The sequence below is a fragment of the Roseibium aggregatum genome (assembly GCF_017309185.1).
Lineage (GTDB): Bacteria > Pseudomonadota > Alphaproteobacteria > Rhizobiales > Stappiaceae > Roseibium > Roseibium aggregatum_B.
Genome location: NZ_JAEKJZ010000001.1, coordinates 1,046,251 through 1,068,944, shown reverse-complemented (window position 1 = coordinate 1,068,944; position 22,694 = coordinate 1,046,251). Strand labels below are relative to the sequence as shown.

Annotated in this window: 5 protein-coding genes (1 of these 5 running past the window's edge); 1 reads left to right on the top strand and 4 read right to left on the bottom strand. The window is 63.6% G+C overall.

Annotated features, from left to right (window positions below; translation table 11 throughout):
- Nucleotides 1–208 precede the first annotated feature (208 nt).
- A complete protein-coding gene (locus tag JF539_RS04630) occupies nucleotides 209–799 on the top strand; it encodes a YcjF family protein (protein ID WP_207139164.1) in 591 nt (196 codons plus the stop codon).
- Nucleotides 800–907: 108 nt separating this feature from the next.
- On the opposite strand, the gene JF539_RS04625 is transcribed toward JF539_RS04630, so the two are convergent.
- From JF539_RS04625 to JF539_RS04610, 4 genes are all read right to left on the bottom strand, one after another.
- Nucleotides 908–1,114: a hypothetical protein gene (locus JF539_RS04625; protein ID WP_207139163.1), complete on the bottom strand. Its 207-nt coding sequence runs from the start codon at nucleotides 1,112–1,114 to the stop codon at nucleotides 908–910.
- Nucleotides 1,111–2,505: an ABC transporter substrate-binding protein gene (locus tag JF539_RS04620; protein ID WP_207139162.1), complete on the bottom strand. Its 1,395-nt coding sequence runs from the start codon at nucleotides 2,503–2,505 to the stop codon at nucleotides 1,111–1,113. Before JF539_RS04620 ends, JF539_RS04625 begins: the two co-directional genes overlap by 4 nt.
- A 4-nt stretch (nucleotides 2,506–2,509) precedes the next feature.
- Nucleotides 2,510–3,376 (bottom strand): prohibitin family protein, encoded by an 867-nt coding sequence (locus JF539_RS04615; RefSeq protein ID WP_207139161.1) that lies wholly within the window; start codon nucleotides 3,374–3,376, stop codon nucleotides 2,510–2,512.
- A 129-nt stretch (nucleotides 3,377–3,505) separates the two neighbouring features.
- A protein-coding gene (locus JF539_RS04610) for a non-ribosomal peptide synthetase (RefSeq protein ID WP_207139160.1) crosses the window boundary here: on the bottom strand, nucleotides 3,506–22,694 show its 3' portion. Its footprint extends 1,298 nt past the window's final position; 19,189 of the gene's 20,487 nt are visible here — the last part of the coding sequence; its start codon lies off the right edge, out of view — the gene reads right to left on this strand; the stop codon is at nucleotides 3,506–3,508.

Here is a 22,694-nt window from a genome sequence, read left to right as displayed (position 1 = left end):
CACATGGCTGCAAGAGTAGAGCCGGATCCGATTGCTCGATAAATCTTAAACGCCACAAAATAGAGGCGTTTATACACAGTTACCCTTTTCATTTACCATCAGAAATAGTACCGTGTGGCTTGAGCGAAATGCCGTTCAGGAATGTAGGCCACCTTCACGCCGGCCGGACAGGCAGTCGACCAGTCCGCACGGACCCCAGGAGATTTCTATGGCGAGCAGAACGACCGCGAGCAAAGCGGAAGACCCCATTGAAGCGGATACCGATGCGGCCGGTACCGAAACCGACGTGGAATTCGATGTCACCCGTGAGCTGACGGGCGACAACCTCATCAAGGACTATGTAATCGCATCCGTCGCCGCGAGCATCGTTCCGGTGGCCTTCTTCGATATCGCGGCCGTTGTCGCGATCCAGCTCCGGATGATCCAGAAGCTGTCGAACCTTTACGGCAAACCCTTCTCCGAGCGCCTCGGCCGCAAGGTAATCTATGCCCTGGCGGGTGGTGTTCTCGGCTATGGCGCCGGCTATGTCGTCGCCGCCAGCGCGACCAAGATGATCCCGGGTATCGGCTGGATGGTCGGCATGGTTTCCCTTCCCGTGGTGGCGGGCGGATCGACTTACGCGGTCGGCCGGTCGATCATGAAGCACTACGAGGAAGGTGGCACCTTGATGGACTTCAACGCGAGCAAGATGCGCGAGTTCTACAAGGAGCAGTTCGAGAAGGGCAAGGATCTTGCCCGCAAGGCCAAGGACAAGGTCAAGGGCGAAGCCAAGGAAGTCGCCGAAGAGGCTGCTTCCTGAGCCTTGCCGCTACGGATTTGAAAAGTTACGCCGCCTCGCCCCCCGGTCGAGGCGGCGTTTTCTTTTCTCCGGCGTCTGCAGAGCGCCTTTGGGTTTACTTCCGGAACTTTAACCGGCCTGCCGTTTTTTCCGGCTCCCGGGACGGCGGGTGCGCTCGGCCGCGAGCAGAACGATGACGCCGACGAGCGGACTGAACACGAAGGCAATCAGGAAATTACCGACAAAGCCGAAGCGGGTGTCTCTGCCCAGGACGCCGATGATCCAGGAAGCCAGTACCCACAACAGAAAGACCCAGGGGTTCACGAGTATGGTCATTGGCCTATTGTCTCCATTACCGAGGGAAGCGCGCCTGTCGTGGGCTTTTTGGCTTCGGTGTCTTTCGAACTGTCTCCATCCGGTGCCGGATCGGTGTTTATAGGAACAGAGAACGTGGCAACCGTATGAAATTCCTCGCCGTTATGACGGACGACAAAGATCTGGGTGTCGGTGATCGCGCCCTTCCGATCGAAGACGAGCGGGCCCGTCACGCCTTCAAACGGTTTCTTGTAGCGCGCGACCTTCAATGTATCCGAAACACGGCTTGAATCCAACGAACCGGCCCGGTCGACCGCGTCGCGGATGAGATTAACCGCATCGTAGCCCAGAGCGGAGTTCAGGTCCGGCAGGTGGCCGAACTTGTCCTGATAGGACTTGATGAATTCCTGCCCCCGATCGGAAATGTTGTCCCGGTCATAGAGCGAGACGCCGATCGTGTCTTTCATGGCGGGCTTGCCGACCTTGGCCTCGATGGCCGCCGAAAACAATGTCTCCATCCCCAGAACCGGCACATCCAACCCCAGGTATCTCGCTCTTTCGATGAACTCGGCGGTCTGTTCGATGGACGAGGACACGATGAAAAAGGCGTCGAAATCGTTTCGCGTAAACAGTTCGTTGTCCAGAACGAACATGAGCAGATCGTCGACCGACCTTCTGGCTCCGGACAAATATCCGCGGTAAATGATCGTCGCTCCCGCGTTGGTGACCGCTTCGGAGAAAAAATTCGCGCTTTCCTTGCCGTAGTCGCTCTTGTCGGAGAGGACGATGACCCGTTTCAGATTTTGGGAGAGAGCATAAGACGCGATCACATAGGCATTGGTGGCGTTGTCCGGCTGCATCGCGAAAACCGTTTCGAAGCCGTGGTTGGTCAGCGACGTCGCCGTGGCATGCGTTGCCAGATAAAGGATCTTGTTGCGCGCGTATATAGAACTGGCGGTTACGGCACTGTCGGACCATTCATGACCGATCACCCCGAGCAGACGATGTGTCCGCGCCACCTTGTCGGAGAGCCTCATCGTCTTCCGGACCGTGGTTTCCAGAGCGCTCGACGGTGAGACGCCGGCTTCCTCCGTCCGCTCCAGAATCAGCTTTTGACCAAGAATCCGGTTCTCGCTCGCATTGATCGCTTCGATGGCCATACGCACGCCGTTGACAAAGCTTTGTTCCTCCTTGTCTTCCGAGTAGACCGCGACCAGCCGGTAGCTTTCGATATCCTGATTCAAGAGCTTGGCAATCGTGGCTTCGAAGGGCGGCCGTCCGCTCGCCCAGTAATAGCCGAGGCCGGTCAGGCAGGAGACAGCGACGAGCAGGAGCAGCAGCAGGCCCAGGGTTCTAAGCCCGGCCTTGCTTTTGGTTTTCCGTCCACCGTCCCCGACGCTCTCCTTCGCCATGGCCCTATCTGTCGCCACCCAATATCAGCGGCATGCCGTCCTTGCCGGCGCCGATCACCACCGTCTTCGAGTTGGACGAGGAGGCGAGATCCTTTGTCGCCTGAACGCCCTGCCAGCGGAGCAGGTCCTCCGTGAGGCTCTTCTTGATGATGTCCTGGTACTTGCGGATTCCCTCGGCCTCGATGGCCTTTCGCTCCGCTTCCTTCTGTTCGATTTCGATCCGGTAGGTGTAGGCTTTCTGCTGTTCCGACAGGGTGAGCTTGTTCTCGATGGCCAGACGGACGGCTTCCGGCAGTTCCACGTTTCGAACGAGGACGTCGTCGACGATCACATAGCGGTCCTCGACGCTGGTCAGGCTGCTGATGACAATGGATTCGAGGAAGCCCCGCTTGCTGGTATAGACCTGCTCGGGCGTGTATTGACCGACGGCCCGGCGCAGGACCGCCTCGGTCTCGGGAAAAACGATCTTTTCCAGATACTCGGGGCCGACGGTGACATGAAGCAGCGGCAGCAGACGCAAATCAGGCTGATACCGGACAGCGATCTGGAGATCGACCGGCAAGCCGTCCTTGGTCAGCATCGTGTAATTTCGTTCCTTGGTCTGGAGCCGGACGTTGTAGATATACATGTGGTTCCACGGCCAGATCAGATGCAAACCCTCGCCGTAGATCTGGTTCATTTCCGTGCCCGATACCCAGCGGTAAAGCACGCCCGCCTCACCGGATTGAACCGTGATGACAATGCGGTTCCAAAGCAGGGCCAAAGCAACCCCGAAGGCCACCAGAACAATGAGAAAGTAAAGCTGCAGGCGCCGGCGGCGGTCGCTTCTCAGCTCCTCTTCGTAGTCGTCGAATTCGTCTTCATAAGCCATTCGGCCGACTCACCCCATCACAACCTCGGCGGATCTGGACTATACGGTCAGCTCGGTCCGCATTCCAGTTCGGAATACCATCCCTCACCGGCCACGTTCCCCTGGTGAACGCCCTTGCCGGCCCGCCCTTCACCGCGAACCGCCGGACAATTTCTGGCACATCGCGGGCAGCCATTCATTCAGAGCGGGCGTCTTGAGCACAGAAAAATGATCCGCGGCAACGCGATGAAGTGTCAAGGGTTTCGCGGAAAGCGCTTCCCAGCCGTCGGAATGGTTGTCGCCCTCCGCCCCGGCGGTTGCCCGGATCAATACCATCGGGACGTCGCAGCGTTGCGGCTCGTAACCGAGGAATAGTCTGTGGTTGGCGTCGAAGACCTCATAGAGACGCCTGAACTCGTCTTCCCGCCCGCCTGGCAACACTGTCTCGAACTGCGGGGTGCCGCGCGCGATTTCATAGAGATCCCGGTCGTCCGAGATTTCGGCCTCAATACCGAACAGATCCCTGAGAAAGGCCTGTTTGCAGCCGATAACCGGATCGGCACCTGCTGGCTCAAGCCCGGCAAGGTCCTGCGGCAGATAGCTGTCGATCAGCACCAGACCAGAGACCTCCGCGCCCGCCCGTTCCAGTTGGCGAGCCATCTCGAAGGCGAGAACGCCTCCGAACGACCAACCGCAGAGCCGATACGGTCCCGTCGGCTGCCTGTCGCGGATCTGTCGGCAATATCGCGCGGCCAGGTCCTCGAGGCTGCCGGCCTGCGGCTCTTCGCCGGGCTCGAGCCCCTCCGCCCGCACGCCGTAGACGGGCGCCTCAATCGTCAAATCCTCAACCATCTGCCGGTAACAGCTCAGGGTTCCCCCTACCGGATGGATCAGGAACAGAGGTTTTTCGCTCTCGCTTCCCGGCTCCGGCTGGCGGAGCGGGACAAGGAGAGACAGATCCGCTCGTGGCTCCTGTTTCCCGGTTTCCCCGGGCGGCGTACCGGAGAGACCTCGCCGACGCAGCAAACGGGCCTGCTCGACGATTGTGCCGGCGGCGGCAAGATCGGAAACCGACAGGTCAACTCCAAGCATTTTCTCAATCCGGCTCAGCAGCCTGACGGAGAGCAGACTGTGGCCTCCGGCCGCCTCGAATTCCACGTCGGTCCCAGGGAAGGTCTCGCCTGAAGGTATCCCGAGCACGTCTTTCCAGATTTCCAGAAGCTGTTCTTCCAGACGGTCCTGGGGCAACTGGACAGTCCCGCTTTCCCGGCTGCCGACTTCCTGCCCGCGTGACAGGGATAGTCTGTCGATCTTGCCGCCGGCGGTTTTCGGCAGGCTGCCGAGGCAAACCCAGACGGTGGGAAGCATATGCGCCGGAAGGGTTTCCGAGAGGCGTTTTCGCAGCTCCAGCTTCCGGACGGTCTTTTCGTCCTCGCCGAGATAAGCGGCCAGCACAGATTCGCCGGCCTTGTTTCTTTCCAGAAGAACCGCGACCTCGGCGACACCGCACGCGGCAATCGCGGCCTCCACTTCACCGAGCTCGATCCGGTGACCGCGAAGCTTGACCTGACCGTCGACACGGCCATGGAATTCGACGATACCGCCGCTGTTGGCCCGGAAGCAGGCGAGATCGCCGGTGCTGTAGAGACGGATCGTTCGTCCGCCGATGCGATGAAGACGGAACTTCTCTTTCGTCAGGTCCGCACGATTGCGATAGCCTTCCGCGAGCCGGTCTCCACCGATGTGGAGCTCGCCGACCACAGTGTCGGGCACCGGATTGCCGTCCCGGTCGAGGATGTAGATTTCCGTTCCGGGCAAAGGCCTTCCGATGGGAATGCTGCGCTCCCGCGCGGACGGCTTCACGGTGTGTACCAACGCGGTGATGGTCGCTTCCGTCGGACCATAGGCATTGAGCAACTGCCGGTCCGCCAGTCCGCTTCGTCCCCAGAGGTCCACGACCTCGGATGTCAGGGCCTCTCCTCCGACGATGGTCAGCCGGAGAGCCAGGCCCGAGAGGTCCGTCTTCTGGCTTTCCCAGGCGCGCAGCAGTTCATGCAGATAGACCGGCGGCAGATCGGCAACGGTAACTCTCCGCTCTTCCAGCATCGAACGGAAGGCTTCCGGCGTCTGAAGACCTTCGGGCCGTAGCTCCAGCCGTCCGCCGACCGTCAGAATCGGGAGAATCTGTTCGATCGCGGTATCGACCGAGGCCGGCGCGAATTGCAGCACGATATCCTTCGCCGAAAGACCGTATTCCCCGGCGATGATCTCGCAATGGCCGGACAAGGCGCCGTGGGAAACCACCACCCCTTTCGGCCTGCCGGTCGAGCCCGAGGTGTAGATCATGTAGGCGGGATCTTCGGCATGGATTGTCGTCGTCGGGAAGCGGGTGAAGCGATCCCGCAAGCCTCTGCCCTCCCGGCTCAGGTCCACAACGTGGGGCGGAACGTCTTGAACGGCCTGAAGGCGCTTCAAGTTCCGTTCGCCGGTCAGAACGGCGGCGGCTCCGGTGTCCTTCAGGATAAAGGCAAGGCGCTCGTCCGGAAATTCCGGATCAAGCGGCACCCAGACGGCGCCGATGCCGACAACGCCGATCAGCGCGGCAATGGCGTCCGGTTCGCGGCCCAGAAGCACGGCGACCCGGTCGCCACGCCCGACGCCGCGCTTTTGTAGCGTCTGCGCGATCCTGGCGCTTCGCGCGACGAGCTGCCGGTAAGTCGATCTCCGGCCTTCGGCGGAAACGGCGATCGCGGAAGGCGACCGCTTCGCCTGCTCGAGGATCCGTTCGTGAACGGGTATTCCGGAAACTTCCGCACGCCGTGACCTGCTCCAGTGATGCAAGGCACGGTCTTCTTCCGCCCTGGTCAGCATGGGCAAGGTGGAAACCGTTGCATCCCCCCGGTTCACCAGCGCTTCCAGCAGCCGCCGGTAATGCTGCAGCAGGCGCTCCATGGTTGGACGGTCAAAGGAATTGCCATCGTAATTGGCCAGTAGAAGCGCGCCTTCCGGCTCGTTGCGGACTTCGATTCCGAGCCTTGTGTCACCGACCTGACGGATTTCGGGAAGCAGGCGCACATCGCCGGTCGCGAAGCTTTCCTGCGCAGCGAGCGCCTGTCCGAAACTCTGATAAGCGAATGTTACCCGATAAGGCGTGTCTCCGGTTGCCGTTCCGCCAAGATCCCGGGCGATGGCGGCAAAGGGGTAGTCGCTGTGCGCGAGCCCTTCGCGAAGCTCCGCGTGCACTTTCTCCGCGAGGCTCGCCGCACCGAGATCCGCCGCCACATTCAGCCGCAGCGCGATCACATTGGCGCAAAAGCCGAGGGTTTCCGCGAAGCGTCGCGAAGGACGTCGCACGGTCGGAACGCCGATCACCAGATCCCGATCGCCCGAATACCGGTAAAGGAGCAGGGCGAAAGCCGTCAGATAGAGGGATGCCGCGCCGATCTGCCGACGTCTCGCGGTTTCCGCGAGCGCCTCGCTCAACTCTTTCGGCAAGCGCAGGTCCAGGCTTTCCCCGGCTACACTCCCCTCTCCCTTAAAGCCACCGGCAACCGGCAGTCTCGGGTCCGGCAACGGACCGGACAGCCTGTCCAACCAGTAACGCTTCTGGGCCTGCCCCTCGTCGGAGCGCAAGAAGGCGCTTTCCCAGGTCACGAATTCCGAATAGTCGGCACCACCGACCCGCCCGCTTTCCGCCAAGGGCGCGGCGCCGGTAAAATGCGCGTAAGCTTTCCAGAAATCCCTGGTCATCACCTCGGAAGAAACACCGTCGGTGACTAGGTGATGCGTGACGAGGAGAACCACGCTTTCACTGCCGTCCAGTTTGCCACCGGAAATGACCTCGGCCCGGAAAACGCCCTCGTTCAGATCCAACGGACTGACTGCGCGTTGCCGTAAAAACGCTTCCGTTTCCAATTCCTTGGGGAGGGAAACGGATCGAAATTCGACCCGCTCCGGTCGTGTTGTCAGAACAGGATCGTCATTCTCCAGTTCAATCCGCGTGGCAAGGACAGGATAAGCGCTGACAAGCCGGTCGAGTGCCTTGTCCAGTGCCGTCGCGTCCACGGACTTGCAGACAAAGGCAAGCGGAACGTTATAGTCGCCGCTTTCCGGATAAAGCGACTGGTGCACCCAAAGGCCCTTCTGCGCCTCGCCGAGCGGCAGGCGGTAGGGGCCGGTTGCCGTCCCGGTTACCTCAGTCGGCATTTCGGCCGGACCGAGGTTTTCCAGGAAGGCGGCCAGACGACCGGGGGTCGGGTGCGCTTCCACATCCCCAGGGGTCAGCACCGCGCCATAGGCCCCTTCGACGGCATAGGAAAGCCGCATGAGAGCCATGGAATCGACCCCCATGTCTCCAAAGCCGGCGTCCGCGCCTATGGTCTCCACCGGGCGCCCCAATTCCGCTGCCAGCGTCTCGCGGATCAGGCGAAGTGCCGGTTGATGCGAGACTGTCGGGAGTTCGGTTTCCGTAAGATCTTTCCCGGCAGACGCGGCCCCTTTTGGCGTCAGCCAATGTCTTTCCCTCTTGAAGGGATATCCGGGCAGCACCAGCATGGGACCTCGCCGGCCAACGGAACCGCGCTCGACTGAGTCAACTGCCGTCTCATCTTCCTGAAAGCCGGGATCTTCGAGTTTCCGGAGAAGCTCCTCCTGGCTCGCGGCCACGAAAACCACCGCGCAATCGAGGGTTTCCCGGCCAAAGCGAAGGGTTCGTGAGAGCGCGTCCAGCGAAACCTCGCCCGACGTGCGCAGATAGCCGGCCAGATGATTGCGCACCAAGCCCAATTGCTCTTCTGTTCGGGCCGACAGCGGGAAAAGCAACGGCTTGCCGGTCTCTGACGTGGCGCCGGGCCTGCTTACCCACGGGGCTTCTTCCAGAATGAGATGCACGTTCGAGCCGCCCGCTCCGAAGGAACTGATGGCCGCCCGCCGCGACAGCTGAGATCTATTCTTCAGAGACGCCGGCCAGGGCGCCAGCTCGGTTTGCGGGGAAAACGGCGTTCCCTCGAACATGCGCGGCGCCTCGCCCGTGACGAAGGACGGGAACAGTTCGCCGCGCTCGAATTGCAGCAGGACCTTTGTCAATTGCGCCAGGCCGGACGCGGCTTCCGCGTGGCCGAGATTTGTCTTCACCGACCCTAGGGAAATGCCGCCTCCCGAAAGCGCCGGCTTTGAAAAGACGGTCGAAAGCGCGCGCAGTTCCACGGCGTCGCCCACCTGAGCCCCGGTCGCGGCCGCCTCGACATAGCCGACGGTCACGGGATCGATGCCCGCGCGCTGGAAGGAGTCCTCGAGCAGATGAACCTGCGCATCCACATTCGGCACGGCGTAACCTGCGGAATGGCCGGCGTGGTTAGCAAGGCTTCCCTTGATCACGGCAAGGATCCGGTCATCATCGGCCAGGGCATCGCTCAAGGGCTTCAGCAGAACGGCTCCGACGCCCTCTGCAGGCAAGTAGCCGTCACCGCCGGCAAAGGCGCGGCTTCGCGACGAACTGCCGACCAGCCCGACCCGGCTCAGCCCCTCGAGTTTTGCAGGATGAATGGTCAGATTGACGCCGCCCGCGACCGCAAGCCGGCACTCCCCGGACATCAGGCTCTGGCACGCCTGATGGACCGCCTGAAGGCCGGAGGAGCACATGCTGTCGACGGCGACGCTCGGGCCTTGCAGATCGAAGATGAAGGACGTGCGGTTGGCGATGCCCGAATAGGACGACAGGCTCAAAAGCGCCTGCGCGTCGGGATCGTGGGCAAGGCCCGGGTATTGGTGATACATGGAGCCGACGAAGACCCCGACGCGCTTGCCATAATGCTCCGCCAGGTAGTCCCGCGTGTGTCCCGCCCGCTCGAACAGGTGCCACGCGGTTTCCAGGAACAGCCGTTCCTGAGGGTCGGCAAGGTCGGCCAGCCGGGAGGAATAGCCAAAGAAATCCGCGTCGAACCGGTCGACCCCGGAGAGGAACGCGCCCCATTTGCAGTAGCTGGCTCCGGGCTCGCCCTTGCGCTCCGAATAGCGCGGCAAAAGCTCAAGCCGGTCGGCCGGGATCTCGGTAACGCAGTCGCGGCCCTCGCGGAGCAGGTTTCCAAAGGCCTCTATGGTGTCCGCACCGGGATATCGTCCGGCGACGGCGATGATCGCGATGTCCCGCGCACCGGCAGCCGTTTCCTGATTGGAGCGGACCGCAGGTAACGGCTCGCTGACCGGAGGCCTTGCCGTCCCGGCTTCGGGCGATTGCCCTTCTCCCTGCCGTTGCACGAGCTCGTCCGCCAGCCGGTTGATCGTCTGGAATTCGAACAGGATCGTCTGCGGCAGCGAGCCGAATTCCGCTTCCAGCGCCTCGACGATTTCCAGCGCCGTCACCGAATCCACCCCGAACCGGTCGATCGTGTCGTTAAGCCCCAGCCGGTCTTCCGGGATGCCCAGGCACCTGGAGAAAAAAGACTTGATCGCCGCGACCACCTTGTCCCGGTCGCCGGATGCGACGGCGGGCTCAGAGCGTTTGACCGCGACGGGCTCCGCATCCGCGCGGACAGGTGCGGCACGTGCCCGTTCATCACCGGGGGTCATCAGGCTCCGGAGACGGTCATGGTCGCCGTCCAGCACCAGAACCTGATCTTCCTCCGTCGCGGTGAGCACCGCCTTCAAGGCGGCAAGCGCGGGTCCCGTCTCCAGGGGTCTCACACCGCTGACCTTTTCCATGGCCGCGATGGTGTGCTCGTCCATATGCATGCCGCCATCGCGCCAATAGGGCCAGTCGATGGATACGGTCCGGCCCTGCCGCGATCCGCCTTCAACCTGCGCATTTCGCCAGGCGGCGAAACTGTCCTGAAACGCGTTGGCGGTTGCATAGTCGGACTGGCCGGGATTGCCGAGCGCACCGGAAGCGGACGCGAACACCGCCAGGAAATCGATCGGCCTGCCGCCGATGACCTCGTCCAGGACCCGCAGGCCCGTGACCTTCGGTGCCAGAACCTCCCGGAAGGTCTCTTCAGACTTGCGGGTCAGAAGGCTGTCGCGGGTCAATCCCGCGCCGTGGAACACGCCGTTCAGACGGCCGTCCGTTTCATCGATCTCGCTCAGGAGCCGGGCAACGCTTGCGGGATCGGTCACATCCACCGGCCGGTATCGAACACAGGCTCCAGAAGCTTCCAGGCCCTTCAGCCGCCTCTCGATGTCCGGCTTCAGGGCGGAGGAACGTCCCGTAAGCCAGAGCGAGGGCCGGCAGCCGCTTGCGGCGATCGCCTCGGCAAGGTGAAGTCCAATACCACCGGCGCCGCCGGTCAGCAGATAGACACCGCCTTCCGTCCAGGGGCTGATGTCTCTTTCGCCGCGCAAACCCAGCTCGCGCCAGTCTCTTACGAAACGGTGCCCCTGCCGGTACCGGATTTCGGTTCGCTGCGCCGCTTCGGCGATATCCTGCGCGAGGCGGATGGCCAGACCGCCGACGGCGCCGTCGACGGCGACCAGTTGACAGTTCAAGCCCCGGACTTCCATTGCCGCGCTGCGCAAGAGCCCCGACAGGCCTTCGAGAAGCCTGTCATCGCCCGAAAACGGCACCACGACCTGAACATGTTTGTCGCAACCCTTTCGGGCCAGATCCTTCAGGACGGAGAACAGGCGAAGCGCATGAAAGCCGTAGCGTTCGTCAACCGGGCCGTCGGGCGCTTCCAGAACCGTCACCTCCGCACCGGATTTCTTCAGCTCCAGGGCCAGGGCGGGATAGACGGACGCGATCCCGCAGAGAACATGCAGGCGATCCCGGGCGTGTGTTTCCCCGCTGTTTCCGGCCGACTTTTCCCGCCAGACCGGCGAAAACAGCAGCGGCGGGTCTACGTCCGGCGCACGGTCAGGGCGTTTCTCGGTGGTCTGGACAGCAATCTCGGGCAGCCAGCAATAGTCTTCAGCAAACGGATAGGTCGGCAGGCTGACCGGCCTGGGCTTCGGTCCCTGCCGCATCGCCTCCCAGTCGACCCTGGCACCCTTTGTCCAGCCAGCGGCGATTTCATGAAGACCGGTCGAGGACGATAACACGCTTTGCGAGGCGGACGCCCGGCCCCGGAAGACACCTTCCGTTTCGCCCGCTCCGGCCAGGGCTCGGTCCAGTTTCACCGCAAGATCGGTCTTGTCATCCGCGACGATCGCCAGCCGGTCCTCGAAAGCCTCCCGCCCCTCCTGGAGGGTAAAGGCCACGGATGGCATCTCCTTGTCCTCAAGCGTGTCCAGGCGCGCCCGGAAAGTCTGAAGCAGCGCCTTCAACCGCTCCGGATCGCGCGCCGAGAACGGATAGACCGCCGGGCCGCCAGGCAGCGCCGGGCGTTCCTCTTCCAGATATTCGGCCACGACGAAATGTGCATTCGAGCCGCCGGCGCCGAAGGAGGACAGACCAGCCATGCGCGGCAGGATCTGGCCGTGCTCTTCGATCCGTTGCCAGGGCGCCAGCGCGCGCTGCACCCGGAAGGGCGAGGCCTTGAAGTCGATATTGGGATTGAGCCGCTCCGCGTGCAGCGAGGGAACCAGCTCTCCATGCTTGAGCTGCAGCAACAGCTTGGTCAGGCCGGCCATGCCTGCGGCACTTTCGGCATGGCCGATGTTCGACTTGACCGAGCCGATGGCGCAGGTCCGCCCGGTTTCGTTTCGCGATCCGAAAACCTTGGTGAGCGCGGCGATCTCGATAGGGTCGCCAAGGCTGGTGCCCGTTCCGTGCGCCTCGACATAGCCGATGGCCTCGGGCGACACGCCGGCCTTCACCAGAGCCTTTTCGATCACCGCCGTCTGCGCCGCCGGATTGGGAACCGTATAACCGTTGGTCTTGCCGCCGTGATTGAGCGCGGAGCCCAGGATCACGCCATGAATCCGGTCGCCGTCGGCCTCGGCCCGGCTCAGCGGCTTGAGCAGGACCGCGCCGACGCCCTCCGCCGGAACGTAGCCGTCGCCCCCCTCGCCGAAGCTTTCGCAGCGTCCCCTGCTGGACAGGAACCGGCCCTGGGAGAGGGTGATAAATTTGCTCGGATGGGGCGTCAGATTGACGCCGCCGGCCAATGCGACGGCGCAGCTTCCGGAGCGCAGGCTGTCGCACGCCAGATGGATCGCCGTCAGGGACGAGGAACACATGCTGTCGAGGGCCAGGCTCGGCCCATGGAAATTCAGGAAATAGGACACGCGATTGGCAATCGAGGCCGCGCTGCCGGAAAGCGTTGCCGGTTTGCCGGCGGCCGTCAGTTCGGGACCGTAAAGCTGATATTCCTCCCACATGACCCCGACGAAGACCCCGGCGTCGCCGCCCGGTGCCACGGTGTCCCGCGTGTAGCCGGCATCTTCCAGCGTTTCCCAGGCGCATTCCAGGAACAGGCGTTCCTGGGGGTCCAGATATTCCGCCTCGCGCGGCGAAATGTTGAAGAACATCGGGTCGAAACGGTCATGACCGTCGATGAAACCGCCCCATTTGCAAGTGGTCTTGCCGGGCTGGCGCACCGGGTCGAAGTACCGGGAATAGTCCCAGCGGCCGGCCGGCACTTCCGTGACGCAATCGCGCCCGTCCGCGAGGTTTTGCCAGAACTCCTCAAGCGTGCGCGCGCCGGGGTAGCGCCCCGCCAGCCCGATAATGGCGATCGGGTCATTCGTCTCCACAGGCCCGCGCTTCACGGCGACTAGTGTAGCCAGCGGCATCGTGGGGCCGGATGTCGGAGCTGCTGTCCCGGTGACCTCGGCAAGACGCGGCCCGTGGTTTTCCCGGAAATAACCGATCAGCGCGGCGAGCGTCTGGTATTCGAAGAACAGAGTCTTCGGCAGGTTCCCGAAATCGCGCTCCAGTATGTCGGTGAGCTGCAGGATCAGCACGCTGTCGATGCCGTAGTCCTCGAGCGGCGCGGTGAGCGAGATGGCCGAAGCCTCCACCTCGGTTTCCCGTGCGATCAGATCGATGAAATACCGCTCCACCGCGGACCGATCCGTGCCGTCGGAACCGCTTTGACCGGTGGAGGCTCTCTGCCTTCCCCCGGCCGGATCCGGAACCAGACGCAGGGAAAAGCCTTCGATCCGCGCTGTCAGGCCACCGTCTTCGTCGGCAAGATCGATATCGAGCTTGCGGATGCCCTCACCCGAGGGCCGGACGCGCAGGTGCGCCCACACAATCCGCGCCGTCGGGCGCAACACCTGGAAACGGTCGACGCCGAAGGGAAGCGCCAGCACGGCGCTATCTTCGCCAGCAAAGGCGATCAGGGCCGCATGAAACGCGGCGTCGACGAGGCTCGGATGCAGGAGGAAACTTTCTCCGTCCCCTTCGGCCGCCGCCGGAACTTCCAGGCGTGCCAGGACGTCCGTGCCGCCCGAGCGCAATTCCCTGATGGCGCGGAAGGACGGGCCGTAGTCGATCCCGAGCGCGGAATAGCAGGCATAGAGCCAATCCGGATCGTGCTCCTTGCCGCATGTCGCTCGCAGGCTGTCGATGTCGAGCCCTGGAAGCCGCCCGACCCTTGTCCCGGCCTCGATCTGGCCGCGCATGTACTCGGTGTCCCGACCATCCACGAACGTCAGACGGAAGCGGGATTTGCCATCACCGCCATCCGTGAAGCGCACGCCGAGCGCGATCTCATCACCTTCCGGTTCCACGGGCCTTCGCCAGCTGACATCGGACAGGATCAGGGGGAGCGGAACCGCGACCTCTTCTTCCAGCGCCGCCTTGCAGACGATCTCAAGGCTCATAGCGCCGGGCAGAATGCACTTGCCCCGCACCTGATGGTCTTTCAGATAGAAGGCATCGGCCTTCAAGAGGGTCTTGAAGCCGTTTGGAACCGCTTGGGAATTTGCACCTTGCGGAACGGTTTTTCCGGCCCTGTAGACATCGCGGGCGAAAGGATAGGTCGGCAGTCGCAAGCGGCGGTGAGGCCCGGGATTGAGGCCTTGCCAGTCGACCTTTCCGCCCAGGACCCAGTGTCGCGCGATTTCATCAGGGGATGCAGCCGGTGACAAGGTTTCCGGTTGCTGTGCCTCTTCGCCGGCGCTTCCGAGGAAGAAGCCTTTTGCGGTGCCATCGTCGAGGAAGGTCGTCAGGCGCGCGCTGAGCTCGCCGATGCTCGAGGCGACAACGGCCAGGCGCTCCGCCATTTCGGATCGGCCGATCTGCAGCGTGAAGGCGAGATCGCCCAAATCTCCGTCGTCAAAGCGGCCGGATTGCAGAGCCTTGACCAGATTGCCGGCACTGTCCTTCAAACGCGATGTGTCGCGTGCGGACAGCACCACGATCACCGGGCCGTCCCGCTCCGGTCGAAAGGTCTCGCGACGTTCCGGAGAACGATATTCGTCCAGGATGGCATGGGCGTTGACCCCGCCGAAGCCGAAGCTGCTGACACCCGCGCGCAGCGGCAGCGGGGCACCGTTTTGGTCGCGGACCGGCTGCCAGTCCCTTGCCTCGCGCACGATCTGAAACGGGCTGCCGCTCAGGTCGATATAAGGGTTGATCTCATCGCAATGCAGGCTCGGAGCGAGCTTCTTGTGCTCGAACTGCTTGAGCACCTTGATGACACCGGCAACCCCGGCGGCGAGTTCCAGATGGCCGATATTGGTCTTGACCGAACCAAGACCGCAGCCGGTCTCCTCAAACCGGTCCCCGGTCTTCGGCAAAGAGCGGAAGGCCGATTTCAGCGCATTGATCTCGACCGGATCGCCGAGCGCGGTTCCGGTTCCATGGGCCTCGACATAGCCGACCGTGCGCGGGTCGATGTCCGCATTGGCATAGGCCGTCTTCAGCAGGTCGGCCTGGGCCTGGGTGTTCGGCGCCGTCAGGGAATTGGCGTGGCCGCCGTGATTGATGGCCGTGCCCCGCACCACCGCCTGGATAGGGTCGCCGTCGCGTTCCGCGTCTGAAAGCCTCCGGACAAAGAGCATGCCGGCGCCCTCGCCACGCACGTAGCCATTGGCTTGCGCGGAAAACGTCTTGCAGCGGCCGTCGGCCGAAAGCATGCCCGCCTTGGCGAAATTGATATGCGCTTCCGGCGTGATGATCGTGTTGACGCCGCCGACCAGCGCCATGTCGCAGTCCCCGGCCCTGATCGCCTGCACCGCCCGGTGCAGGGCGACCAGCGAACTGGAACAGGCGGTTTCGACAGGCTCGCTCGGTCCGTGCAGATCGAGAAGGTAGCTGATCCGGTTCGGCCCGACGGAGGGAACCGCGCCGGTGGCGACATAGCCTTCGCCGCCGCTGTCCTCGCCGATCATTTCCCGGTAGCCGCTCGACGAGGTTCCGGCAAAGACACCGACCTTCTTGCCCGCGAGGCTTTGCGGCGAATGGCCCGCGTCCTCGATGGCCTTCCAGGCATGGGTCAGCATCAGGCGCTGCTGCGGGTCCATCAGCCGGGCTTCGCGCGGCGAAATGCCGAAGAACAGCGGGTCGAAGTCGAAAACGCCGTCGATGAAACCACCCCAATGGATATTGGTCTTGTTGGGCTCCTGCCTCGGGTCGCCGTCAAGCTCCTGCCAGGACCAGCGGTCTTCGGGAATGCGGCTGATGCAATCGCGACCGGTGACCAGATTGGACCAGAAGGCGTCGGCATCCTCCGCCATCGGAAAGCGGCAGCTCAGGCCGACGAGCGCAATCGGGTCGTCGTCCAGCGAGGCCGAGTGAGCGCGCGGAGCGGCCGGAACCGGCTGCTCTGGAGCGACGGAGAGCGTCTCGCCGTCGGTTGGAGGCGAGCGGTCCTGAGAGGAAAACCCCAACTGTTCGTCACTCAGGTCGCCCGAAACATGCTCCGCAAGGCGGGCCAGCGTCGCGAATTCGAAGAAATCCGCGGGCGTCAGCGCGAGGCCAAGCTCCGAATTGATCCGCGAGGCGAAGGCCGTCATGCTGACGGAGTCGAAGCCGAAATCGCCGAGTTCGGTGTCCGCGTCCAGGGTGGTTGGATCGACTTCCAGCGTTCGCGCAGCGACACCTGTAACCACGGCAAGCGTCCGTTCCAGCCGCTCCGCCTCACTCACTTGCACGACCGGAGGCCTGTCTTCTTTCGAAGCACGGGCAGGTGCCGGCACCCGGCGAACCGTGAAATCCTCAAAACGGACGACCACGTTCCCCAGATCATCGGTCAGATCGATGGCCGTGCCTCTGTCACCGGTGCGCACGACGGCCCACATTTGGGCAGCCGTTGCGCCGTAAACGGCAACCCTGCGCGCGGAATAGGGCAACGCCGGTTCGGCCGCTTCGCCTGAAGGCAGACCGAAGACCGCCTGCAGAGCGCCGTCGAGGATCGAGGGATGGAGCTTCAGCCCGGTGTCCGCCTCCACCGGAAGCTCCAGCCGGGCCAGAGCCAGCCCCTGCCCCCGCCACAGACCCGTTATCGCCCGTTGCGCCGGGCCGTAGCCAAGTCCCAGGTCCTCAAAACCGCGATAGAGCGTCGCGGCGTCAATCCCGGTCTTCGTAGCGCTCCTCACAGCCTCAAGGTCGATTTTCGGTGCCTGGCTATCCTTTAGGCGCCGCGCGACGCCTTCGGCGTGCCGGATGGTCCCTCCCCCTTCTGTCGTCTCGATGGCGTAGCGAAGGTCTTCGCCCGCTCCCTTTTTCAGCGAGATCTGAAGCTGCCGGGGCCCTGTTTCGACGGACACCGCGCCGGTCCAGGTGTGGCCGGCGAGCTCGAAGGCACCCGATCCGAAATCCGTGCCTTCCAGCGCCCGGCGCAAGAGTTCGAAGGACATCACCCCCGGCAGCACCTTGACGCCATTGACCTTATGATCGCGCAGGTAGCTCTCCGACCCGTCGACCTGAACGGTCAGGACCGCATCGCTTCCGCTTGCCTTTTCGGTTGATGCCGGCGGTACCGCTCCAACCCAGTAATGCGTTTTGGCAAAGGGATAGCCAGGCAGCGGGATGCGCTTGCCTGTACGTCCTTTGCGTACGGAAGTCCAGTCGACGCTCAGGCCACCGGTCCAGAGCGCCAGCAGGTCGTCCGCTCGGCCCCGCTCCACAAGTCCGGCTGCCGCCTCGCGCAAGGGACCGTCGCTTTCCAGCACCGAAATCGCCTTGCGGCCGGACTTGACGGTGCCCGACTGGATGCCGGGACCGTTGGCACCTGTGTGGTAGGCCTTGAGCCGGTCCGAGAGTTCCGCGATGGAGCGCGCCGGAAACGCCAGACGGTGTTCCATCGGCGCACGGGCGGTCTGAAGCGTGAAGGCGATATCCGCGAGATCCGCGTCAAGATCGGGCCTCGACAGGTAGCTTTCCAGCCGCGCTGCCATTTCCTTGAGCTGGGCTTCCGACTTCGCGGAGAGCACGATCAGTTCGAGATCGTCATGGGGCGGAGATTGCGCGACCGAAGGGTCCGGCGAAAGATATTCCTGCAGAACCACATGCGCGTTGGTTCCGCCGAAGCCGAAGCTGCTGACCCCGGCGCGGCGCGGCAGAAGAGTGCCTTGCGCGTCGGTTGCGCGGTTCCATGTCTCCGCCTTTTGCGCGACGTGGAACGGACTGCCCTTCAGTTTCAGGTAGGGGTTGAGATCCTCGCTGAAGAGCGAGCGGGCGATCTCGCCATGTCGTATCTGGAGCAGAACCTTGATCAGCCCGGCAATGCCGGCGGCGAGTTCCAGATGGCCGATGTTCGACTTTACAGAGCCGATGGCACAGCTTTGCGCGGGCGCCGGTCCGAGGGTCGATTGGGCCTCGCGATCAAGATCGGCAAAGGCGGCGGTCAGCGCCTCGATCTCTATCGGATCTCCTAGCGGCGTTCCCGTCCCATGCGCCTCGATATAGCCGACCGTGCGTGGATCGATACCCGAGCGCTCATAGGCAGTGCGGATCAGATCGGCCTGGGCCTTCGGGTTGGGTGCTGTCAGCGAGGCGGCATGGCCGCCGTGGTTCTCGGCGCTCCCCCGGATCACCGCCAGAATGGTGTCGCCATCCCGCTCCGCGTCGGCCAATAGCTTCAGGAAGACAAGACCGACACCTTCGCCGCGCGCGTAGCCGTCCGCCTTTGACGAGAACGGCTTGCAGCGTCCTTCCGGCGACAGCATGCCGGCCTTGGAAAAGCCGACAAAGGCCTCGGGCAACAGCAACGCGTTGATGCCGCCGGCAATCGCCGCCGTGCAGTGCCCGGAACGGATTGCCTCGACCGCCCGGTGAACCGCGATAAGTGCACTGGAGCAGGCCGTCTCGACGGCGACGCTCGGGCCATGGAAGTCGTAGAAATAGCTGATCCGGTTGGGCCCGAGCGACGGTGCCAGGCCGGTCATCGAATAGCCCTCGACCTTGACACCCGCCTCGGCGATCAGCCGGCTGTAACCCGTATCCGCCGTGCCGATGAAGACACCGGTCTTCGAGCCCGCAAGCGCCGACGGCGCGTAGCCGGCATCCTCCATCACCCGCCAGGCTTCGGTGAGGAGCAACCGCTGCTGCGGGTCCATCATCCTCGCCTCTGGAGCGGACACTCCGAAGAAAGGGGCATCGAAGGCTTCGATGTCCTCGATGAAACCGCCCCATTTGACATTGCCCTTGCCGGGTTCCGACAGGGGATCGCCCCAGTAATCCCGCCAGTCCCAGCGCTCCGGCGGTACTTCCGAAATGGTGTTCCGGCCTTCTTTCAGAACATCCCAGAACGCCTCAACGTCCGGCGCGCCGGGAAACTGTCCGCTCATGCCAACGATGGCGACGAGGTCGTTTCGAGGCCCCGAAGCCTCAGTCACGCCTTGCGGCTCCGCGAACGCTTGGCTCTTCGGCGGTTCGGCCAGAGGAAACGTATATTGCGGCGGGCCTGCTTCGAGCGAAGCTTCTTCGGTTTCCGGCTCGCCGCCCAGAGCCGCGATCATCGCGGCATTTTCCGCCTCGCTAAGGTATCCGGCCAGACCCTCGAGCGTCGGATATTCGAAAAACAGCGTGGGCGTCAGTTCCAGTCCGAAGAGATCGTTCAGGCGGTTGGCGAATTGGGTGAAGCCGATGGAATCGAACCCGTATTCCGTGAGTTCCACATCCGGATCGAGATCGTCGCCGGAGACCTTGAGCTGAGCGCTCGCCGCCTCGACCAGGCTTGCCAAAACACGGCGCTGCAGGTTGGCGGATCGCGCGGTATCCGGCTGTACAGTGGTGGATAGCTGGGGACTGCCGGGGGCTTCTGTCCGCTCAAAAACGCCACCGACGAAGCGGCGGATGCGGTCTGCGTTGCCGCTTGTAATCAGAACCCGCGCAGCGTCTCCGGCAAGGGCTGTGTAAAGAGCATTGATGCCCGTGCGGGTGTCCATCGGCACAAGGCCGGTCGTCCGGCGCATCAGGTCTTCCTGCGCGCCGTCGAGCGCCATGCCGCCGTCTTTCCAGAACGGCCAGGCGATGGAGACGGTCCGGCCGTGACACAGACCGCCGCGCCGCCGGGCCTCGCGGGCTTCGGCAAAGCCGTCGAGGAAACTGTTGGCAGCCGCGTAATCGGCCTGGCCCGTGTTGCCGGTCACGCCGGAAATCGAGGAATAGAACACGAAAAAATCGAGCGGTGCGTCACCGATAGCCTTGTCCAGGGCGACCGCTCCGGAAACCTTGGGCGCGAGCACGGCGGCAAGCTGCTCCGATGTCTTGCGGACGAAGGCTTCGTCCCGTGTCACCCCGGCGGCATGGATGACGCCGTCCAGCTTGCCGTGCTCCCGGCGGATCTCCTCAACCAGCCGGACAACGGCGTCTTTGTCCGACAGGTCGGCGGTCTGATGATGCAGATCGGGTGTCGCCGCGATCCAATCTGAACCGGGCGCATCCGGCGCGGTCCGGCTCGCCAGAACGACGGTGGCGCCGGGCGTCGTCCCAAGGATTTCGCCCGCGAGCAGCCGTCCAAGGGCACCCGTGCCCCCGGTGATGAGATAGACACCGCCGGACTTCCAGGGCTTTGAGGCCTGGACCGGTTGGGACATTGAAGGGTCCCAGACCTCCATCAGGAGATCGTTTCCGTCCGGTTTCAGACAGGCCCCGGAGGGCGCGGCGTCCGCCTTGCGCAAGTGATCCGCCAAATCCGCAGCACCGGTCCCCGAGGCAAAGGAAAGAACCTGACCGCCGATTTTCGGATGCTCGCGGGAAATGCTCCGGAACATGGCGCAGAGCCCCGCAAGAGGAGTCCTTCCCGGTTCGCCCTCAAGTACCAACTGGATCGAAACCGGCCCGGACGAGAGTTCGGCTTGAGCGAGTTCCATGACCTGACCGGCGAGGCTCAGATACCGCCGGTCGAGCGGCGCGTTGCTGTCATCCTCAAGCACGCGGATATCGTGCTCCGGAAGGACTTGCCGCAGATCATCCGCTGCCACCGTTCCGTCAGTCAGACAGACGATCTTGCGGCCTGGCTTTTCAGGAGTACCAGCACTCTTCAGAGGCCTCCATTCGGGTTGGAACCGCAGGATATCCGCTTCGCCGGCCTGCTCAAACGCCCGCGTTGTGAAGCCCCGCAGCGTGACCCGGATGCTGCCGTCGCCGGCGATCAGATCGATATCCATCCTGCGCATGCCGGGACCGGCCGCCTCGCCAGCCCGGACATGGGCCCACAGGCATTGCTCACATGGCCCCAGAATTTCGACAGCCTCGATGGAAAACGGCAGGGCTGCGGTTTGCGGTGCCCTGCCTTCCGCATCGAGGGCCAGACCGATGGCGGACTGCAAGGCCCCGTCGAGCAGGCTCGGGTGCAGGCTGAAGCCTTGGAGCGTGGCCTCCAGGAAGTGCGGCAGATCCAGCCGGGCCAGAACCTCCGGGCCTCCGGCGCCGGACTTTACAGCAAGGTCCGAAATAACCCGATGTCCCGGACCGTAGACCAGCCCCATACCGTCGAAGACCGAATAGATCGCGGGGCTTGCGAAATGACGCGCGGGAGCTTCTTGCAGAGCCGCCAGATCGACGCTTCCGCGGTTCCGGTCACCCTGTTCAGCGATCCGCATTTGCGCGTGTAACAAGCGCTCGCCATTGTCCCTGAGCGTAAAGATTTCGGCGCGCGCACCGCCGTCATCTAGACGGCTTAGGTCGCAGGCGACTTCGACAGGCCGCTCGACCTTCAGCGGGGCCATCCAGACGACCTGGCGGATCAAGGGGTTCGCGATACCCTCCTGTTCCGCCGCCGCGCGGACCAGTTCCAGATAGGCGACGCCGGGCAGAACCGGCGCTCCGGCGACCTTGTGGTCAGCCAGAAAGACTTCATCCCCGGTGAGGGGCAGACGGTATGTCCCGGGGTGCTCCTGCCGAGGCGACAGCGAGCCAGCCTGAGGAGCGGAAGCGGTCTCCGTTTCGGGCAACCAGTAGCGCTTCCGCTGGAACGCGTAGCCCGGCAAAGCAATGCGCCGGGGTTGGTCGTCTCCATAGAGTGCAGCCCAATCAACATCTCCGCCGGAGGTCCAGTGGTTTGCCAGATCCGCCGCTTCCCGGCCGGTCGGGTCGAGTGGATCAGACCTTTCCTTGCGTCCGGGCGGAACGGCCCCCGTCATTGCCGCGCTGCCGTCACCGGCAAGAAAGGCGTCCATGCGTCCGATCAGGTCTTCACGATCCGCCGTGACGAAGGCAGCGCGGAAGCGCATGGCGTCCCGGCCGGTCTGGAGCGTGCAGGCCATTTCGGCGAGATCGGCGGTTTCCACAGCCTGCCTTAGCTGCGCCACGGCTTCGCTCAAGGCCTTTTCGTTTTTCGCGGAGACCGGAACCACGACGGGGGAACGCACCACCGATGAGGGTTTCCTCTCCGCAGAACTGTATTCCTCGATCACCAGATGCACGTTGGCGCCGCCCGCGCCGAACGAACTCAAGCCCGCCCGCAGCGGCTGGTCTCTGCCGTCGATCTGCCGCCGTTTCCAGGGGGCGGACTGCTGCAGCAGATAGAAGGGGCTTGCCGAAAGCTCCAGAAGCGGATTGGGCTCTTCGCAGTGAAGCGTCCGGTAAAGCGTCCCGCTTTTCATGGCGAGCAGGACCTTGATCAGACCGGCGACACCGGCGGCCGTTTCCGCATGACCGATATTGGATTTCACCGAACCGAGGCCGATGGCGGGTTCTTCCGGCGGATTAAGCTTCCAGTCCCGATAAAGCTCCTGAAACGCCAGTTTCAGGCCTTCGATCTCGATCGGATCGCCGAGCGGCGTTCCGGTGCCGTGGCACTCGATCAACCCGATCGAGCGCGGATCCACACCGGCCTGCCGGTGCGCCTCGACGATCAGGCGAGCCTGAGCCTTGGGGTTCGGCGCCGTCAGCGAGGTCGCGCCGCCGCCGTGATGCTCCACCGAGCCCTTGATGACCCCCAGGATCGGATCGCCGTCGCGCTCGGCGAGATCGAGCCGCTTGAGGAGCACGGCGCCCACACCGTCGGCGCGGGCATAGCCGTTGGCCTCCTTCGAGAAGGTCTTGCAGCGCCCGTCCGGTGTGATCATG

Bases quoted from the DNA above. Each gene is read 5' to 3' on its own strand.
- JF539_RS04630 (WP_207139164.1), top strand. From the start codon at position 209: ATGGCGAGCAGAACGACCGCGAGCAAAGCGGAAGACCCCATTGAAGCG.
- JF539_RS04615 (WP_207139161.1), bottom strand. From the start codon at position 3,376: ATGGCTTATGAAGACGAATTCGACGACTACGAAGAGGAGCTGAGAAGC.
- JF539_RS04620 (WP_207139162.1), bottom strand. From the start codon at position 2,505: ATGGCGAAGGAGAGCGTCGGGGACGGTGGACGGAAAACCAAAAGCAAG.
- JF539_RS04625 (WP_207139163.1), bottom strand. From the start codon at position 1,114: ATGACCATACTCGTGAACCCCTGGGTCTTTCTGTTGTGGGTACTGGCT.